The sequence below is a fragment of the Paraburkholderia sp. RL17-347-BIC-D genome (genome assembly GCF_046027915.1).
In the GTDB taxonomy this organism is placed as follows: domain Bacteria; phylum Pseudomonadota; class Gammaproteobacteria; order Burkholderiales; family Burkholderiaceae; genus Paraburkholderia.
Window position 1 is genome coordinate 1 of sequence record NZ_JARESS010000078.1, and the last position, 13,904, is coordinate 13,904.

Annotated in this window: 15 protein-coding genes; 6 read left to right on the forward strand and 9 right to left on the reverse strand. The window is 65.4% G+C overall.

Annotated elements, in window-relative coordinates:
• Positions 1-169: aspartate 1-decarboxylase (locus tag P0D96_RS43925; protein ID WP_408320307.1), on the forward strand; the 169-nt coding region annotated here is incomplete at its 5' end.
• A gap of 202 nt (positions 170-371) precedes the next feature.
• Here P0D96_RS43925 and P0D96_RS43930 read toward each other — a convergent pair.
• Positions 372-1,010 (reverse strand): nucleotide-binding protein, encoded by a 639-nt coding sequence (locus P0D96_RS43930; protein ID WP_408320276.1) that lies wholly within the window; start codon positions 1,008-1,010, stop codon positions 372-374.
• Between the two features lie 221 nt (positions 1,011-1,231).
• Here P0D96_RS43930 and P0D96_RS43935 point away from each other — a divergent pair, with 221 nt between their 5' ends.
• Complete coding sequence (locus P0D96_RS43935) at positions 1,232-1,651, forward strand: PaaI family thioesterase (protein WP_408320278.1); 420 nt, start codon at positions 1,232-1,234, stop codon at positions 1,649-1,651.
• Between the two features lie 92 nt (positions 1,652-1,743).
• Here P0D96_RS43935 and P0D96_RS43940 read toward each other — a convergent pair whose 3' ends face one another.
• Both P0D96_RS43940 and P0D96_RS43945 read right to left on the reverse strand, forming a co-directional pair.
• Positions 1,744-2,160 (reverse strand): DoxX family protein, encoded by a 417-nt coding sequence (locus P0D96_RS43940; RefSeq protein ID WP_408180696.1) that lies wholly within the window; start codon positions 2,158-2,160, stop codon positions 1,744-1,746.
• A gap of 144 nt (positions 2,161-2,304) precedes the next feature.
• Entirely contained in the window at positions 2,305-3,765 is a 1,461-nt protein-coding gene (locus P0D96_RS43945; RefSeq protein WP_408320309.1) for a cobyric acid synthase, read from the reverse strand.
• A 265-nt stretch (positions 3,766-4,030) separates the two neighbouring features.
• On the opposite strand from P0D96_RS43945, the gene cobU reads away from it, so the two are divergent.
• The 4 genes from cobU to P0D96_RS43965 are packed head-to-tail and all read left to right on the forward strand — an operon-like array spanning position 4,031 to position 7,544.
• Positions 4,031-4,585: a bifunctional adenosylcobinamide kinase/adenosylcobinamide-phosphate guanylyltransferase gene (gene cobU, locus P0D96_RS43950; RefSeq protein WP_408320280.1), complete on the forward strand. Its 555-nt coding sequence runs from the start codon at positions 4,031-4,033 to the stop codon at positions 4,583-4,585.
• The gene (gene cbiB, locus P0D96_RS43955) at positions 4,585-5,520 is read left to right on the forward strand and encodes an adenosylcobinamide-phosphate synthase CbiB (RefSeq protein WP_408320311.1); all 936 of its coding nucleotides are present in this window, start codon (positions 4,585-4,587) and stop codon (positions 5,518-5,520) included. Before cobU ends, cbiB begins: the two co-directional genes overlap by 1 nt.
• A gap of 4 nt (positions 5,521-5,524) precedes the next feature.
• Entirely contained in the window at positions 5,525-6,574 is a 1,050-nt protein-coding gene (gene cobD / locus P0D96_RS43960; protein WP_408320282.1) for a threonine-phosphate decarboxylase CobD, read from the forward strand.
• Positions 6,575-6,632: 58 nt separating this feature from the next.
• Positions 6,633-7,544, forward strand: a complete 912-nt coding sequence (locus tag P0D96_RS43965) for a cobalamin-binding protein (RefSeq protein WP_408320284.1) — start codon at positions 6,633-6,635, stop codon at positions 7,542-7,544.
• A 27-nt stretch (positions 7,545-7,571) separates the two neighbouring features.
• Here the strand turns inward: P0D96_RS43965 and cobC are convergent, their stop codons facing one another.
• Genes cobC through P0D96_RS43995 form a run of 6 tightly spaced genes read right to left on the reverse strand, consistent with a single transcriptional unit; the run spans position 7,572 to position 13,885 of the window.
• On the reverse strand, positions 7,572-8,162 hold the full coding sequence (gene cobC / locus P0D96_RS43970; RefSeq protein ID WP_132375706.1) for an alpha-ribazole phosphatase: 591 nt from the start codon (positions 8,160-8,162) through the stop codon (positions 7,572-7,574).
• A complete protein-coding gene (locus tag P0D96_RS43975) occupies positions 8,147-8,923 on the reverse strand; it encodes an adenosylcobinamide-GDP ribazoletransferase (protein ID WP_408320287.1) in 777 nt (258 codons plus the stop codon). The genes cobC and P0D96_RS43975 overlap by 16 nt, the downstream gene beginning before the upstream one ends.
• 42 nt (positions 8,924-8,965) lie before the next feature.
• On the reverse strand, positions 8,966-10,027 hold the full coding sequence (cobT, locus tag P0D96_RS43980; RefSeq protein ID WP_408320289.1) for a nicotinate-nucleotide--dimethylbenzimidazole phosphoribosyltransferase: 1,062 nt from the start codon (positions 10,025-10,027) through the stop codon (positions 8,966-8,968).
• A 37-nt stretch (positions 10,028-10,064) separates the two neighbouring features.
• Positions 10,065-10,904 carry an ABC transporter ATP-binding protein gene (locus tag P0D96_RS43985; protein ID WP_408320291.1) on the reverse strand — a complete coding sequence of 280 codons (840 nt, stop codon included), beginning with the start codon at positions 10,902-10,904 and terminating at the stop codon, positions 10,065-10,067.
• Positions 10,901-11,953, reverse strand: a complete 1,053-nt coding sequence (locus P0D96_RS43990) for a FecCD family ABC transporter permease (protein ID WP_408320293.1) — start codon at positions 11,951-11,953, stop codon at positions 10,901-10,903. The genes P0D96_RS43985 and P0D96_RS43990 overlap by 4 nt, the downstream gene beginning before the upstream one ends.
• Positions 11,954-11,992: 39 nt before the next feature.
• Positions 11,993-13,885, reverse strand: a complete 1,893-nt coding sequence (locus tag P0D96_RS43995; protein ID WP_408320295.1) for a TonB-dependent receptor domain-containing protein — start codon at positions 13,883-13,885, stop codon at positions 11,993-11,995.
• Positions 13,886-13,904 lie beyond the last annotated feature (19 nt).

The following is a 13,904-nucleotide window of genomic DNA, read 5'->3' on the forward strand; positions in this document are numbered from 1 at the left end:
CTCGGCCGCGCGGCGCGCGCAGCTGGGCGATCTGGTGATCATTGCGGCGTTCGCGGTGGTGGATGAAGCGGAACTGAAGGCCGGCTGGAAGCCGGACCTGGTATTCGTGGACGACAACAACAAGATCAAGGGCAGCCGCGATCACGTACCGACGCAGAACTGGACCTGAGCGCGCTGTTGTTCAATTGAGCGTTCGTCACGCTCGCCGCGCAGAGGGTTGTCTAGGGCGAGCCACAGCGCAGGGGCGTTCAGACGCAGATCTGGACCAGAGCAACTCGTAGTCCACTGGCGCACGCCTCGCGCGAAGCCCTCAGGATTAACAACTTGGGCCGCATCATGCAGCGGGCGGCCAGGCCGCCTGCCCTGCCGCGTCAACCCTTCTTGCCCGTGCCGTTAGTCCACTCGACGATCGGCTGCCACTGCTCCAGATCCTTCTCCACGCGGCTTTTCGCGACGTCCCACAAGGTCAGCCCGTGGGCCGCCAGTTGCACGTAATTCTGCGTGTCGCGCAAGAAGCCCAGCACCGGCAGCTTCAAACCCTCGACAAAGCGGTGCAGTTGCTCCGCCGAGCGCGTGCGCGCATCGACGCGCATGCCGACCACGCCGATTTCGATCGCGCCTTTCCTGACCGCTTTTTCCTTGGCGAGCCGCTCAAGGAATTCCTGGGTGGCCAGAATATCGAACATGGACGGCTGGAGCGGCACGATCACCTTGTCGGCCAGATCCAGCGCGATACTCAGACGATTGCCGTGCAGCCCGGCCGGCGTGTCGATGACAGCGTGCTCCAGCCCTTTGGGCGGTCTGGCCGGCGCGTCCTGATTGACTTCCCAGGTTTCGATGGCCGGTAGCGTGTCGGGCCGCAGCGACAGCCACGCGTGCGCGGACTGCTGCTTGTCCAGGTCCGCCAGCGCGACCCATTCGCCGGCCGCGGCGAAATAGCCGGCCAGATTGGTCGACAGCGTGCTTTTACCCACGCCGCCCTTCGGATTCGCCACCACGATCACCGTCATGAATTCTCCCGGAAAGAAGGCTGGACGCCGCCAGCCGGTTTGCCGCGTATTTGCTCTGACCTGCGCAAGTGTGCCCGCATTCGTGCCGGACTCGTGCCGGGTTCAGGTCCACTTGCCGACCCAGCCGTTGATAATATCGACAAATGCACGTTGGCCGAAGCCCCCAAACGGGTAATTGCCCGCCGTGCCCCGCCGATTTTTCCATCGAGGAACCGAATCTCATGAGCAAACTCCGCCCGGAATGCACCGTCGAACACCTCCACGAACGCCAGGAAGGCTCGCTGCCCGCCTTGCTGGGCGTGCATGTGCTGTCGCTGGAAGAAGGCGTCCTAACCGCGGAATTGACCGTGCGCAAGGAATTGCTGGCGCCGAACGGGTTTTTGCATGCCGCCACCGTGATCGGTCTCGCCGATACCGCCTGCGGCTACGCCTGCATTGCGCATCTGCCGCAGACGGCGCGCAATTTCACGACCATCGAACTGAAAAGCAATTTTCTCGGCACGGCGACGCAAGGAACGATTCGCGCGATCGCGAAAGGCGTGCATCTCGGGCGCAACACGCAAGTGTGGGACGCCACGGTCATCGATCCGAACGGCAAGACGATGGCGTTGTTTCGTTGTACGCAGATGGTGTTGTATTGATTGCATCAACGTGGCTCAGCGCGGCGTCGCGCGCCATGAAAAAAAGCACGCGGCCTTCCGGGCGCGTGCCTTCGATTACAAGTGTGGACCGATCAGGCAGCCACCGCCCGCGGCGCCTTCACCCCGCTAAACGCCAGCGCTCCGCCACCAAGCAGCGATTGCACCACCAACGTCACCGCCCAGAACGCCGGATATTCCCAGCCGCCATTCGGCGATGCGAAACCCCAGCCGTTATGCAGATGCTGCGACATCGCGCCGAGCATGAACGGCAGCAGCACCAACGCGACCCAGCGGACCTGCACGCCGAGCAGCAGCGCAATGCCGCCGAACAATTCGACGAACGCCGTCACGTAGCCGAGCCAACCCGGCAAGCCGAGCGAGACGAAGAACTGCGCCGTGCCGGGCAGCGTGAAGACGAAAATCTTTTGCAGACTGTGAGCGAGATAGAGCACGCCCAAGGCGACGCGAAGGAGTAAAGCGGCCAGATCGGCGGAGCGGTTCGAGTTCATGACGAGATCCTTGTCGAAAGAGTCGGCCCCGAGGCGGCCGTCGATGTCAGAACTCTATTCGAACCATATGAGGCGAAAAACCGCTCTACAGGCTTTGATTCTTTCCCAGCAGGATTTAATCAGCGCTGCGCGCTCAACGCCCCATCACCCAATCGCCGCAAACAATTTCGGCAGATCAAGATGCTCCGCGAGCGTATCCGCGAGACGTTCCAACGACGCTTCGCGCAACGCCGGGTAATCGATTTCCTCGGCATCGGTCAAACCCGCCCACGCGAGCAAGGCGGCGCACGCGGCCGGCGTGTCGAACAGGCCGTGCACGTAAGTCGCGAGAATCTGGCCATCGGCGGAAATCGCGCCATCGGGATACGCCGCCTGCGCGTCGCCCAATCGCAGCGCGGGCGCGTCGAGCGCCGGGCCGCGCGTCTCGCCCATATGAATCTCGTAGCCGGCCACGTCGGGCGAACCGGGCAACGCCAGGCGTCCGGTCACGTTCTTCAGCGTCTTCTCGCGCGTGAGCACGGTCGAGTAGTCGAGCCAGCCGAGTCCCGCCGATGTCCCCGGCGCGCCCTCCACACCATGCGGATCGGCCACCTCGCGCCCGAGCATCTGCATGCCGCCGCAAATGCCGATCACACGGCCGCCATAACGCAAATGCTTTTGCAGCACCGCGTCCCAGCCTTGCGCGCGCAAAAATGCCAGATCGCCGGGCACGTTCTTCGAGCCAGGCAAAATGATCAGATCGGCCGGCGGCACCGGCGTACCGCTTCGCACGTAATGAAAATCGACCTGCGGATGCGCGCGCAACGCGTCGAAATCCGTGTGATTGCTGATGTGCGGCAGCACCGGCACGACCACTCGCAGCATGCGCGCCGCGCCGCCGCTGTGCGCCGCGCGCAATTCGGGCGGCAGCATGTCTTCGGCGTCGAGCGTCAGGCCGTGCAGATAGGGAATCACGCCGAGCACCGGTTTGCCGGTCTTCGCTTCGAGCCAGTCCAAACCGGGCTTCAGCAAACTGACGTCGCCGCGAAAGCGGTTGATGATGAAGCCGCGCACCCGCGCCTGCTCGCTCGCCGACAGACACGCGAGCGTGCCCGTGAGATGGGCGAAGACGCCGCCGCGGTCGATATCGGCCACCAGCACGACCGGGCAATCGACCGCCTCCGCGAAACCCATGTTGGCGATGTCGCGATCGCGCAAATTGATCTCGGCCGGACTGCCCGCGCCTTCGACAAAAATCGTCTCGTACGACGCCTGCAGACGCGCATACGATTGCAGCACCGCTTCGAACGCGACGGGTTTGTAGTCGTGATACGCCCGCGCGTCGAGATTCATGCGCGCCTTGCCGTGGATGATCACCTGCGCGCCGCGATCGCTCGTCGGTTTCAGCAGCACCGGGTTCAGATCGGTGTGCGCGGCAATGCCCGCGGCGACCGCCTGCAAGGCCTGGGCGCGGCCGATCTCGCCGCCGTCCACCGTCACCGCGCTGTTGAGCGCCATGTTCTGCGGCTTGAACGGCGCGACCCGCACCCCGGCGCGGCGCGCGAGCCGGCACAGACCGGCGACCAGCGTGCTCTTGCCCGCATCGGACGTGGTGCCTTGGATCATCAGCGTACCGCGCGGCACGGGTACGGCGTCAGGCGGGGTCGAAGTGGTGGTCACGGATTCTCGGGCTCGGCGGTGAACAGGCATCAATTCAGGCAATGGATCGGGCAGTCAGGCAGTCCGTGCCGGTCAGTCGGCCACGCAAATCGGACAGTCGTTGAGTCAAGCGGCAACGCATCCTTCATGCAGCAGCGCAGCGCGTGGACCGCGTCGAACGCGGCATTATCCCATCGCGCCGGCCCGCGCTGCACGCCGGTACAATCACGCGATGACTCCCCGCGACCTCACCTTCGTTCTCGGCGGCGCCCGCTCAGGCAAGAGCGTGCACGCCGAACAGCTTGCCAGCGACAGCGCCCTGCCCGTTACCTACATCGCCACCGCGCGCGTAACGGACGACGCCGAATTCCGCGCGCGCATTGCCCACCATCGCGAGCGGCGTCCGGCGCATTGGCGGTTGTTCGAAGCGGGCGTCGATCTCGCCGGCGCCGTGACGCAAAGCGACGCGCCCGGCCACTGCATCCTGATCGATTGCCTGACGCTGTGGCTCGCCAATCTGCTCTGCCCGCCCGAAGGCGAAGGCTTGCCGCTCGATCAATATCACGCGCAGGTCGCCGCGTTCGAAGCGGCGCTCGCCAATGCCAAAGGCAAGCTCATCGTGGTCAGCAACGAAATCGGCCTCGGCGTGGTGCCGCTCGGCGCGGCCACGCGTCTTTACGTCGATGAACTCGGCCGGCTCAACCAGCGCATCGCCGCGTTGAGCACCCAGGCCACGATGATGGTCGCCGGTCTGCCGCTCGCGCTGAAAACCGCGAGCCCCGCGTGATGCTCTCGCTCCCGCTTCTCGTGACGCTGGCCACCGCGGGCGTCGCCGTCGACCGCTGGTTCGGCGAGCCGCGCGCGGCGCATCCGCTGGTGGGCTTCGGCAAATGGGCGACGCGTCTCGAAACGCGCTACAACACCGGCCGGCGCTTGCGGCTCAAAGGTCTGCTGGCGTGGTCGCTGGCGGTGATGCCGCCAGTTCTGATTGCATGGTGTCTCATCGCCGTGCTGCCGTTTTTTGCGGCCTGCGTGGTGCATGTGCTGTTGCTGTGGTTCGCGCTCGGCGCGCGCAGTCTGCACGATCACATCGCGCCGATCGCTCAGGCGTTGGCGCGGCGCGATCTCCCACAAGCGCGTTTGCTGACCGCGCGCATCGTCTCACGCGAAACCGCGGATGCCGACGAAGGCGCGTTGTCGCGCGCCGCCGTCGAATCGGCGCTCGAAAACGGCAACGACGCGATCTTCGGCGCGCTGTTCTGGTTCGCCATTGCAGGCGGTCCGGGCGCGCTCGGGTTTCGTCTCGCCAACACGCTCGACGCGATGTGGGGTTATCGCACGCCGCGCTATTTGCGCTACGGTTGGGCGGCCGCGCGCATCGACGATGTGCTCAACTGGATTCCCGCGCGTCTGACCGCCGCCAGCTATGCGCTGCTCGGCGACACGCGCACCGCGTGGCGCTGCTGGCGCGAGCAGGCGCCGCGCTGGGACAGCCCGAACGCCGGACCGGTGATGGCCGCCGGCGCAGGCAGTCTGAACGTGTTGATCGGCGGGCCGGCGGTGTATCACGGCGCGCTCGAACACCGGCCGACGCTCGGCTTCGGGCATTCCGCGAAAGCCAGCCACGTGACCGCCGCGTTGGCTCTGGTCGAGCGCACGGTCATTCTGTGGCTTGCGGTGCTGATCGTGCTGGCGCTGTTGAGCGTGCCCTTTCATGGTTGAGCGAATGAGCAGTCGCGCGAACGAAACGGGCACCGCGATCGACGCGGTCGTGCATGGCGGCAATCTGCACGAAGCGGCCAGCCGCTATGGCATTCCATACGAGCAATGGCTCGACCTGTCGACGGGCATCAATCCGCACGGCTTTCCGGTCCCGCCGATTCCCGCCGATGCCTGGCGCCGCCTGCCCGACGACGGCGACGATTTCGCCGCCTGCGCCGCGCGCTACTACCGCGCGCCCGATGCCGCACATGTGCTGCCCGTCGCAGGCAGCCAGGCGGCGATTCGCGCGCTGCCCGCGCTGCTGCCGCGCGCGTGCGTCGGCATCGCGCCGCTTACGTATAGCGAATACGCGCCTGCGTTCAAACGCAGCGGCCATGAAGTGATGCCGCTCGATGTCGGCTGGGAAACATTGCCCGAAGCGCTCATGCATGTAGTCGTCGTGAATCCGAACAATCCGACCGCCGCGCATCTGAGCGCCGCAAGGTTGTTGCACTGGCATGAGCAGTTGAGCGCGCGCGGCGGCACGCTGCTGGTCGATGAGGCCTTTGCCGATACGATGCCGTCGGCGTCGCTCGCGGCGAGCACGCATTGCGAGGGCATGATCGTGTTGCGCTCGCCGGGGAAATTCTTCGGCCTCGCCGGCGTCCGAGCGGGATTCGTACTCGGCGTGCCTGCTTTGCTCCAAAGTTTGCGCGTCACGCTCGGCGCTTGGACGGTCAGTGGTCCGGCCCGCCACGCCGTCAAAGCCGCCTTCGCCGATGAAGCCTGGCAACGGGATATGCGCACTAGGCTCGATGCCGAAAGCGCGCGACTGGTCGACCTGCTGCATGCACAAGGCTTCGACACACGCGGCACACCGCTCTTCGCGTGGACCGACGACGCGCACGCCGCCGCTTTGCATGAAGCCCTCGCACGACGCGGCGTATGGACGCGTCTGTTCACTTCGTCGGGCAGTGTCCGATTCGGCTTGCCTGCGAGCGAGGCCGAATGGACACGCTTCGAACAGAGCTTGTGCGAAGCCGTACGAGAGATCGATGCAACGCGAGCGTGCTGATTCAAAGAATACGAAGCCCTCGCCCCCACAATAACTACGCGCCCCGCAGCCTCCCCCGATGAACCGACTCGCCCGCTTCACCTTCGCCGCCGCGGTCTTCGTCAACGCACTGCACGCGCATGCCGCCATCTCCGTCACCGACGATACCGGCGCAACCGTCACCCTGCCCGCTCCCGCGCAACGCGTCATCAGCCTCGCGCCGCACGTCACCGAATTGCTGTATGCCGCGGGCGGCGGCGCGAAAGTGGTCGGCGCCGTGTCGTACAGCGACTATCCGCCCGAGGCGAAACAGTTGCCGCGCGTCGGCGATAACAAGGCGCTCGACCTTGAGCGCATCGTCGCACTCAAGCCCGATCTGATCGTGGTGTGGCGGCATGGCAATGCGCAGCGTCAGCTCGATCGACTGCGCGAGATGCACATTCCGCTGTTCTTCAGCGAGCCGCATCATCTCGACGACGTGGCCGTGTCGTTGACGAAGCTTGGACAACTATTAGGCACGTCATCGGCGGCGGATGCGGCGGCGGCCACCTACCGTCTGGACATCGCGAAACTGCGCAACCAGTATGCGAGCCGTCCGCCCGTCAGCGTGTTCTATCAGGTGTGGGACCAACCGTTGATGACGCTCAACGGCGAGCACATGGTCAGCGACGTGATTGCGCTGTGCGGCGGCCGCAACGTGTTCGCCAAACTTGAACCGCTGGTGCCGACCGTCTCGACCGAAGCAGTGCTCGCGGCGAATCCGGAAGCGATCGTCACGGCGGCACCCGGCGCGACCAAACCGGACACCACCTTGCCGCAACTCGGCACATGGCGCGCATGGCCGAGCCTGACAGCGGTGGCAAACAACAATCTGTTCGCTATCGACGGTGATCTGATCAACCGCCCGGCGCCGCGCATCGCGCAGGGCGCGAAGCAGATGTGCGAAGACCTCGAAGTGGCGCGCTCACGCAGAAAGCCTGGCGCGCAGTAACGCGCGGGTGATCAGCCGCGACCCGCCTTACGCATTCCAGCGCACCAACGACCACTGCTGCGTTGCATCGTTTCTGCGCAACCAGACGATCCCGCTCATATCGAGCGACCATCGCAGACAGCGTTCCAGCGGCACGTCCAGCACGATCGACGCGATCGCCCGCATTACACCCGCGTGCGTGACCACATAGGCCGGCGACAACTCGCGCGTGAGCGCGAATGCGTCGAGCCATGCACGTACCCGCGCGACGAACTGCGCGACGCTCTCGCCACCATGCGCGCGCGCGTGTTCGAAGTTGGCCGCCCAGTCGTCGAGCAATTCGCGATCGATGGCGTCCCAGCGTTGCGCTTCCCAAGCGCCGAAGTTCATTTCCATCAGACGATCGTCGTGACTGATCACGGAGCCGAAGTCGTTCGCCAACTCGGCGGCGAGCGCCGAGCAGCGTTTCAACGGACTCGACATCAGCACGCGTGGCGCGGGCACCTGCAAAGTCGCGAGCTTCAGGGCGAGCGCGGTGGACGACACCTCGGCATCTTCGGCGAGCGCCACGTCGCTATGGCCGTAACACACGCCCGCATCGAGCGCGACCGCGGGATGACGAATCAGGACGATATCCATGCGAGCCCCACCAGGTAGATGCTCAATTCAAAAACTTGCTGCGCGAAGCCGAGGCAGTCGCCGGTATAACCGCCAATGCGTCTGACGAAATAACGGCCCATTGCCACGCGAAGTACGAGCAGAACCACGGCCACCGAGCCCGCGAAGCGCCAGTCCGGCGCAGCGAGCCCGTTCGGCCACAGCAGCCACGGCAAGCCGAATATCGCGGCGCACATGAACGCACCCGCGCTCAGGCGCTGCGCCACCGGTTTGGCCTTGCCTTCGGCCCGCACGTAATCGAGGGTAGCCAGGTAGCTGATCGCACAGGTACGGCTCGCCGCGTGCGCGGCAATCATCAGACTTGCGGCACGCATCGGCGGCAATGCAACGAGCGTCTGCCACTTCAATGCAAGCGCGATGACGAGCGCGATAGCGCCGAAAGCGCCGATGCGCGAGTCATGCATGATTCGCATTACATCTTCGCGCGTATAGGCGCCACCGAACGCATCGACGCAATCAGCCAGACCGTCCTCGTGGAACGCGCCGGTCACGAGCAGCGACGCGGCCATCGACAGCAGCACCGCCACGCCCGCGGGAAATACGCGCAGCGCGGCGAGATACACCACCGCGCTCAATCCGCCGATCAATACACCGACGAGCGGAAAATAACGCGCCGCCGCGTTCAGATAATGCGGCTCATAGCCGACCCAGCGCGGCACGGGCACACGCGTGAAATAGCCGAGTGCCGTGAAGAAATAGCGCAGTTCCGCGAGCGGATTCATGTGTGTGCCGGTCGAGCGTTTCTGTCTGAAGGATCAAGCGGATCACGCATCGCGATTCGCAACGCCGGCCGATTCGAAGCTCGCCATCTCGTTGATGAACGCCGCTGCCGCGCGCAACAGCGGCACCGCGAGCGCCGCGCCAGTGCCTTCGCCAAGACGCATGTCGAGCGACAGCAACGGCAGCGCGCCGAAATGATCGAGCATGCGCCGATGCCCCGCTTCGTTCGACGCATGCGCAAATACGCAATACTCGCGAATGCTCGGCGCGAAGGCGTCGGCGATCAGCAAGGCCGAGGTCGCGATGAAGCCATCGACCAGAATCGTCATACGTGCCTCGGCGGCCGCGAGATAGGCGCCCGCCATCATCGCGATCTCGAAGCCGCCGAAGGTGGCAAGCACGTCGAGCGGATCGGTGGACACGGGGTGACGTGCGAGCGCCGAGGCCAGCACGTTGCGCTTCCTCGCGAGCCCCGCGTTGTCGAGACCCGTGCCGCGGCCGACGCATTCGTCGATCGGCACGCCGCACAACCGGCTCATCAGACACGCGGCCGCCGAGGTGTTCGCAATCCCCATCTCGCCGAAGCCGATCACATTGGTGCCGAGCGCCGCGTGATGCCGCACGCGCGCCGCGCCCGCCTGCATCGCAGCGAGTGCCTGGTCGCGGCTCATGGCCGGCTCGCGCGCGAAATTGCGCGTGCCGGCCGCGACGGGAATGTCGACGAGACCCGCCGTCGACGGCAACGGCGTCGCAATGCCCGCGTTGACGACTTCGAGCTCGATGCCCGAGACGCGGCTCAACGCATTGATCGCCGCGCCGCCGGCGAGGAAGTTGGCGACCATCTGCGCGGTCACCGCCTGCGGATAAGGGCTCACGCCTTCTTCGGCGACACCGTGGTCGCCGGCGAAGACGATCATCGCCGGGCGCGTCACGGTGGGACGCGTCGTGCGCTGAATCAGGCCCATCTGACGCGCGAGCGTTTCGAGCCGGCCGAGACTGCCGGGCGGCTTCGTCTTGGTATCGATGATGTGCTGCAGCTCGTCACCCAGCGTTTGATCGAGCGGTTCGACTTCGGGCAATCCGGGCAAGCGTGGCAAAGAAGTCATGAGCGTGTGTCTGAAAGAGAATGTGGGAATGAAGCGATCAGCTTGCCGGCGTGTCATGTCCGGCAGGCGATTCGTGACGCGCGCGCGGCGCGGGAATCAGCGCCTCGTGATCGCCGTCGCGAATCAGAATCAACGGATAGCCGAATGCGCGGCTCGCCAGCGTGGGGGTCAGCACGTCGTGCACCGGTCCGGCATACGCGCCGCCCGCGCCGTCGAGCAGCAGCGCATGCGTGGCGAAGCGGCGCGCGAGGTTCAGGTCGTGACATGAAAACATCACTGTACGACGAGGCTCGCGCGTCCACGTGGCCAACGCCTCGAGGCAGTCGATCTGATGATGCAGATCGAGATGCGACAACGGCTCGTCGAGCAGCAGCAACGGCGCTTCCTGGCATAGCACCGCCGCCAGCGCCACGCGTTGCCGCTCGCCGCCGGAGAGTGACAGCACATCACGCGCGGCGAACGCGGCGAGGCCCAACAAGTCCAACGCCGCGTGCGCCGCTTCGCGATCAGCTTCGCGCTCCCAGCCCCAGGCGGTGAGATGCGGGAAGCGGTTGAGCATCACGATATCGAGCACGCTCGCGCTGAATGCGTCGGGCGCGTTTTGCGGCATCAGCGCGCGGCGTTGCGCGAGCGGCAGCGGCGGCCAGTCGGCGAGGCGCACGCCGTCGAGTTCGACATGTCCCGCCGACGGTTGCAACAAGCCCGCGAGCGTGGAGAGCAAGGTTGTCTTGCCCGCGCCGTTCGGGCCGGCGACGCACCAGATCTCGCCTGCGTAGAAGGTATGCGTGAAGGCGTCGAGCAAAGTCCGCGCGCCCACACGCAAGGTCAAACGTTGCGCGCTGAGGACGGATTCGGAAATGGAGTGAGCTTGCATCATCGGCGCCTGTGCAGGAGCATCCACAGAAACACCGGCACGCCGATCATCGACGTGATCACGCCGACCGGCAGCTGCGCCGGCGCGATCACGGTACGCGCGATCAGGTCCGCGCCCATCACCGCGACGCCGCCGCCGAGCGCTGCGGCCGGCAGCAGCATGCGCTGATCGTTGCCAAACGCGAGCCGCAGCATGTGCGGCACGACCAGTCCGACAAAGCCGATGGTGCCCGCGGTCGTCACCGCCGCGGCCGCCGCCAGCGAAGCCACCAGATACACCCGCAAACGCAGCGGCATCACCGCGACGCCCAACGCCTGCGCGGCGGCGTCGCCACGCAGCAGCACATTCAGACGCGGCGCGACAGGCACGATCGCAACCAGCACGATAGCGAGGGCGGCGAGCGCCGTCCAGGGCATCGTGCCGCCGTTGAGGTCGCCGGTCAGCCAGAACAGCATGCCGCGCAAGCGATTGTCGGGTGCGAGGTTGAGCAGCAAAGTAATGAGCGCGCCCCAGCCGGCCGCGATCACCGCGCCAGTCAACAGCAAGCGCGGCGACGTGTCCTGCGGCTCGCCGCGCCACAACTCGCGGCGCGCGAGGCCGAGCACCAGCAGGATCGACACGAATGCGCCGGCGAACGCGCTCGCGTCGACGATCCACCATGCGCAACCGGCGATCATCGCGATCAGCGCAAAAGTCGCCGCGCCGCCCGATACGCCCAACACGTAGGGCTCGGCGAGTGGATTGCGCAACAGCACTTGCAGCAACGCGCCGGCCAGCGCGAGCAACGCGCCGCAGGCGAAACCGGCCACTGCGCGCGGCAAGCGCAGCGTGCGGACGATCTCGGCGGCTAAGTCAGAAGAACCGACAGACGACGCATGCGACGGCATCAGCGCTGCCAGCACGCGCATCGGCGCAAGCGACACGCTGCCCAACGCAAGCGACGCCATCAACACCGCCACAGCGATCACGGCGAGCGCAAGCCAGATCGCGGCCGCGCGCTTCGCGCTCATCACGCGCAGTGTCGCGGGCATCGAACTCGCGTGTCGGCTCATGTGTCGGCTCATCCGCACGACCTTAGCGAAGCGACTCGCTCACTGCTGCTGCCAACCAACCGTGAGATACGCACCGCGCCGCGGCGAGTTATACGAGTAGGCCGTTTCATAGTCCTTGTCCAACAGATTCTGGATTTGCGCGGCCACGTACCATGCTTTCGTGATGTTGTAGCGCGCCGACAGATTCACCACGCCATAGCCGCCCAGTTTGCCGCTGCTGTCATTGCTCGGGCCGCTCACGATCCACTCGCCGCCGACGCGCCACGCGGCGATGCTGCGGTTCACCGTCAGCGCCCCGAAGCGCCGCGCACGCCGCACGAGGTCGGCATCGTTGTCGAGGTCGACGGGATTTTGCAGCGTCACCGACGCGCGCACATCCGTCTTGCCGACATGGCCGCTCCACGATCCTTCGAGCCCCTGCACCTTTGCATGGCCGACGTTCTGTGCCAGATAGATACCGGGCGTCACCTGCTCGTAGCTAATCAGATTCGCGTAGCGCGTCTGGAATGCGGTCAGGCGCATCACGCCGAGCGCATTCGATGCGTAGTGCAGCGCGGCTTCGATCGAATGGCTGCGCTCCGGCTGGATCGACGGATTGCCGCTGAACGGATAGTACAGATCGTCGAAGCTGGGCGCGCGAAACGAATCCGAATAGCTTGCGGTCACCTTCCAATGGCCGGTGATGTCGAAGCCATAGCCGAGATAGTAACTGTTCGCTCCGCCGAAATCGGAATACTGGTCGCGCCGCACGTTGGCCTGAATCTGATTGCGCCCGAAGCGCCCCGTATAGCCGACGAAACCTGAATCCACATGCCGGTCGGGCGCCGCGAACGTATCCGAATCGAGGCTCTGATCGAGATGCTCATAGCCGACCTGCAACTTCTGCTGCGCGGCCAGCGCGAAATCGTTCTGCCATGTGTACTGGCGATTGTCGGTATCGAAGCGGCCGTTGTACACGCCGTTGGTATTCGACACGCTGCGGTCGTCACCTTCGGCGACGATGAAGTGCGTCGTCCACCAGTCGGTCAGCCTGCCGTTCGCGAACACCGAGACCTGGCGCACTTTGCTGTACAGGTTGTTCAGATCGGTCGGCACGCCGTACGCATTGTCGTAGCTGTTGTTGCCGTTCGACTGGAAGTAGCTGGCGCCGGCATCCCATTTGTCGTTGAACTTGTGGCGCAGCGAAGCCGAGATGCTCTCGTTCAGATAGCCGTTCGCATTCGGATTGGCGTTGGGCGCCTCGCGTGGATTGAGCGACGAGAAGCCGTCGTCTTTCGACCGCGCGAGCGAGATGCTGAAGGTCGTGTTGCCGTCTTTATCCAATGCGCCGTTCACGCCGGCCTGCTGCGTCTGCGTGTGATAGCTGCCGTAGCCCAGCGAAAAATTGAAACGCGGCGGGTGGTCACCGCCCTCTTTCGTGAATACCTGCACCACGCCGCCAATCGCGCCCGAGCCGTACAACGCCGACACGTTGCCGTTCACCACCTCGACGTGATCGATCTGGTCGAGCGGAATCTGCGCGAGTTGCGGCGCACCCAGGCTCACCGAATCGACCCGCACGCCGTCGATCAGCAGCAGCGATTGCGTCGACGACGCGCCGCGCAAATAGAGGCTGGTGGTCGAACCAGGGCCACCTGTACGTGAGATTTGCGCGCCGGGAGCGAGTTGCAGGAGGCCGGGCAAATCGGTCGCGGTGGTGTCGGCGATATCCTGCTGATCGAACAGCGACGTCTGCGGGATCGCATCGGCGAGTGCTTGCGGCCCGCGCTCCGCGGTCACCACCACGGGCGACAGCACCGCCGAAGACGGCACGGCGGCCGATGAATCCGCCGCCGAGGACGAAGAAGAAGATGAAGGAGCAGCTTGCGCAGGCACGACGATCGGCAGGCCCGCGAAGGCGAGCAACGCCGCGCGGGCGAAGGGGGACAGCATGGGATGAAAGTCCTGTGGA

Coding starts and splice junctions, on each gene's coding strand:
- P0D96_RS43930 (WP_408320276.1), bottom strand. CDS start 1,010: ATGACGGTGATCGTGGTGGCGAATCCGAAGGGCGGCGTGGGTAAAAGC.
- P0D96_RS43935 (WP_408320278.1), top strand. CDS start 1,232: ATGAGCAAACTCCGCCCGGAATGCACCGTCGAACACCTCCACGAACGC.
- P0D96_RS43940 (WP_408180696.1), bottom strand. CDS start 2,160: ATGAACTCGAACCGCTCCGCCGATCTGGCCGCTTTACTCCTTCGCGTC.
- P0D96_RS43945 (WP_408320309.1), bottom strand. CDS start 3,765: ATGATCCAAGGCACCACGTCCGATGCGGGCAAGAGCACGCTGGTCGCC.
- cobU (WP_408320280.1), top strand. CDS start 4,031: ATGACTCCCCGCGACCTCACCTTCGTTCTCGGCGGCGCCCGCTCAGGC.
- cbiB (WP_408320311.1), top strand. CDS start 4,585: ATGCTCTCGCTCCCGCTTCTCGTGACGCTGGCCACCGCGGGCGTCGCC.
- cobD (WP_408320282.1), top strand. CDS start 5,525: ATGAGCAGTCGCGCGAACGAAACGGGCACCGCGATCGACGCGGTCGTG.
- P0D96_RS43965 (WP_408320284.1), top strand. CDS start 6,633: ATGAACCGACTCGCCCGCTTCACCTTCGCCGCCGCGGTCTTCGTCAAC.
- cobC (WP_132375706.1), bottom strand. CDS start 8,162: ATGGATATCGTCCTGATTCGTCATCCCGCGGTCGCGCTCGATGCGGGC.
- P0D96_RS43975 (WP_408320287.1), bottom strand. CDS start 8,923: ATGAATCCGCTCGCGGAACTGCGCTATTTCTTCACGGCACTCGGCTAT.
- cobT (WP_408320289.1), bottom strand. CDS start 10,027: ATGACTTCTTTGCCACGCTTGCCCGGATTGCCCGAAGTCGAACCGCTC.
- P0D96_RS43985 (WP_408320291.1), bottom strand. CDS start 10,904: ATGATGCAAGCTCACTCCATTTCCGAATCCGTCCTCAGCGCGCAACGT.
- P0D96_RS43990 (WP_408320293.1), bottom strand. CDS start 11,953: ATGAGCCGACACGCGAGTTCGATGCCCGCGACACTGCGCGTGATGAGC.
- P0D96_RS43995 (WP_408320295.1), bottom strand. CDS start 13,885: ATGCTGTCCCCCTTCGCCCGCGCGGCGTTGCTCGCCTTCGCGGGCCTG.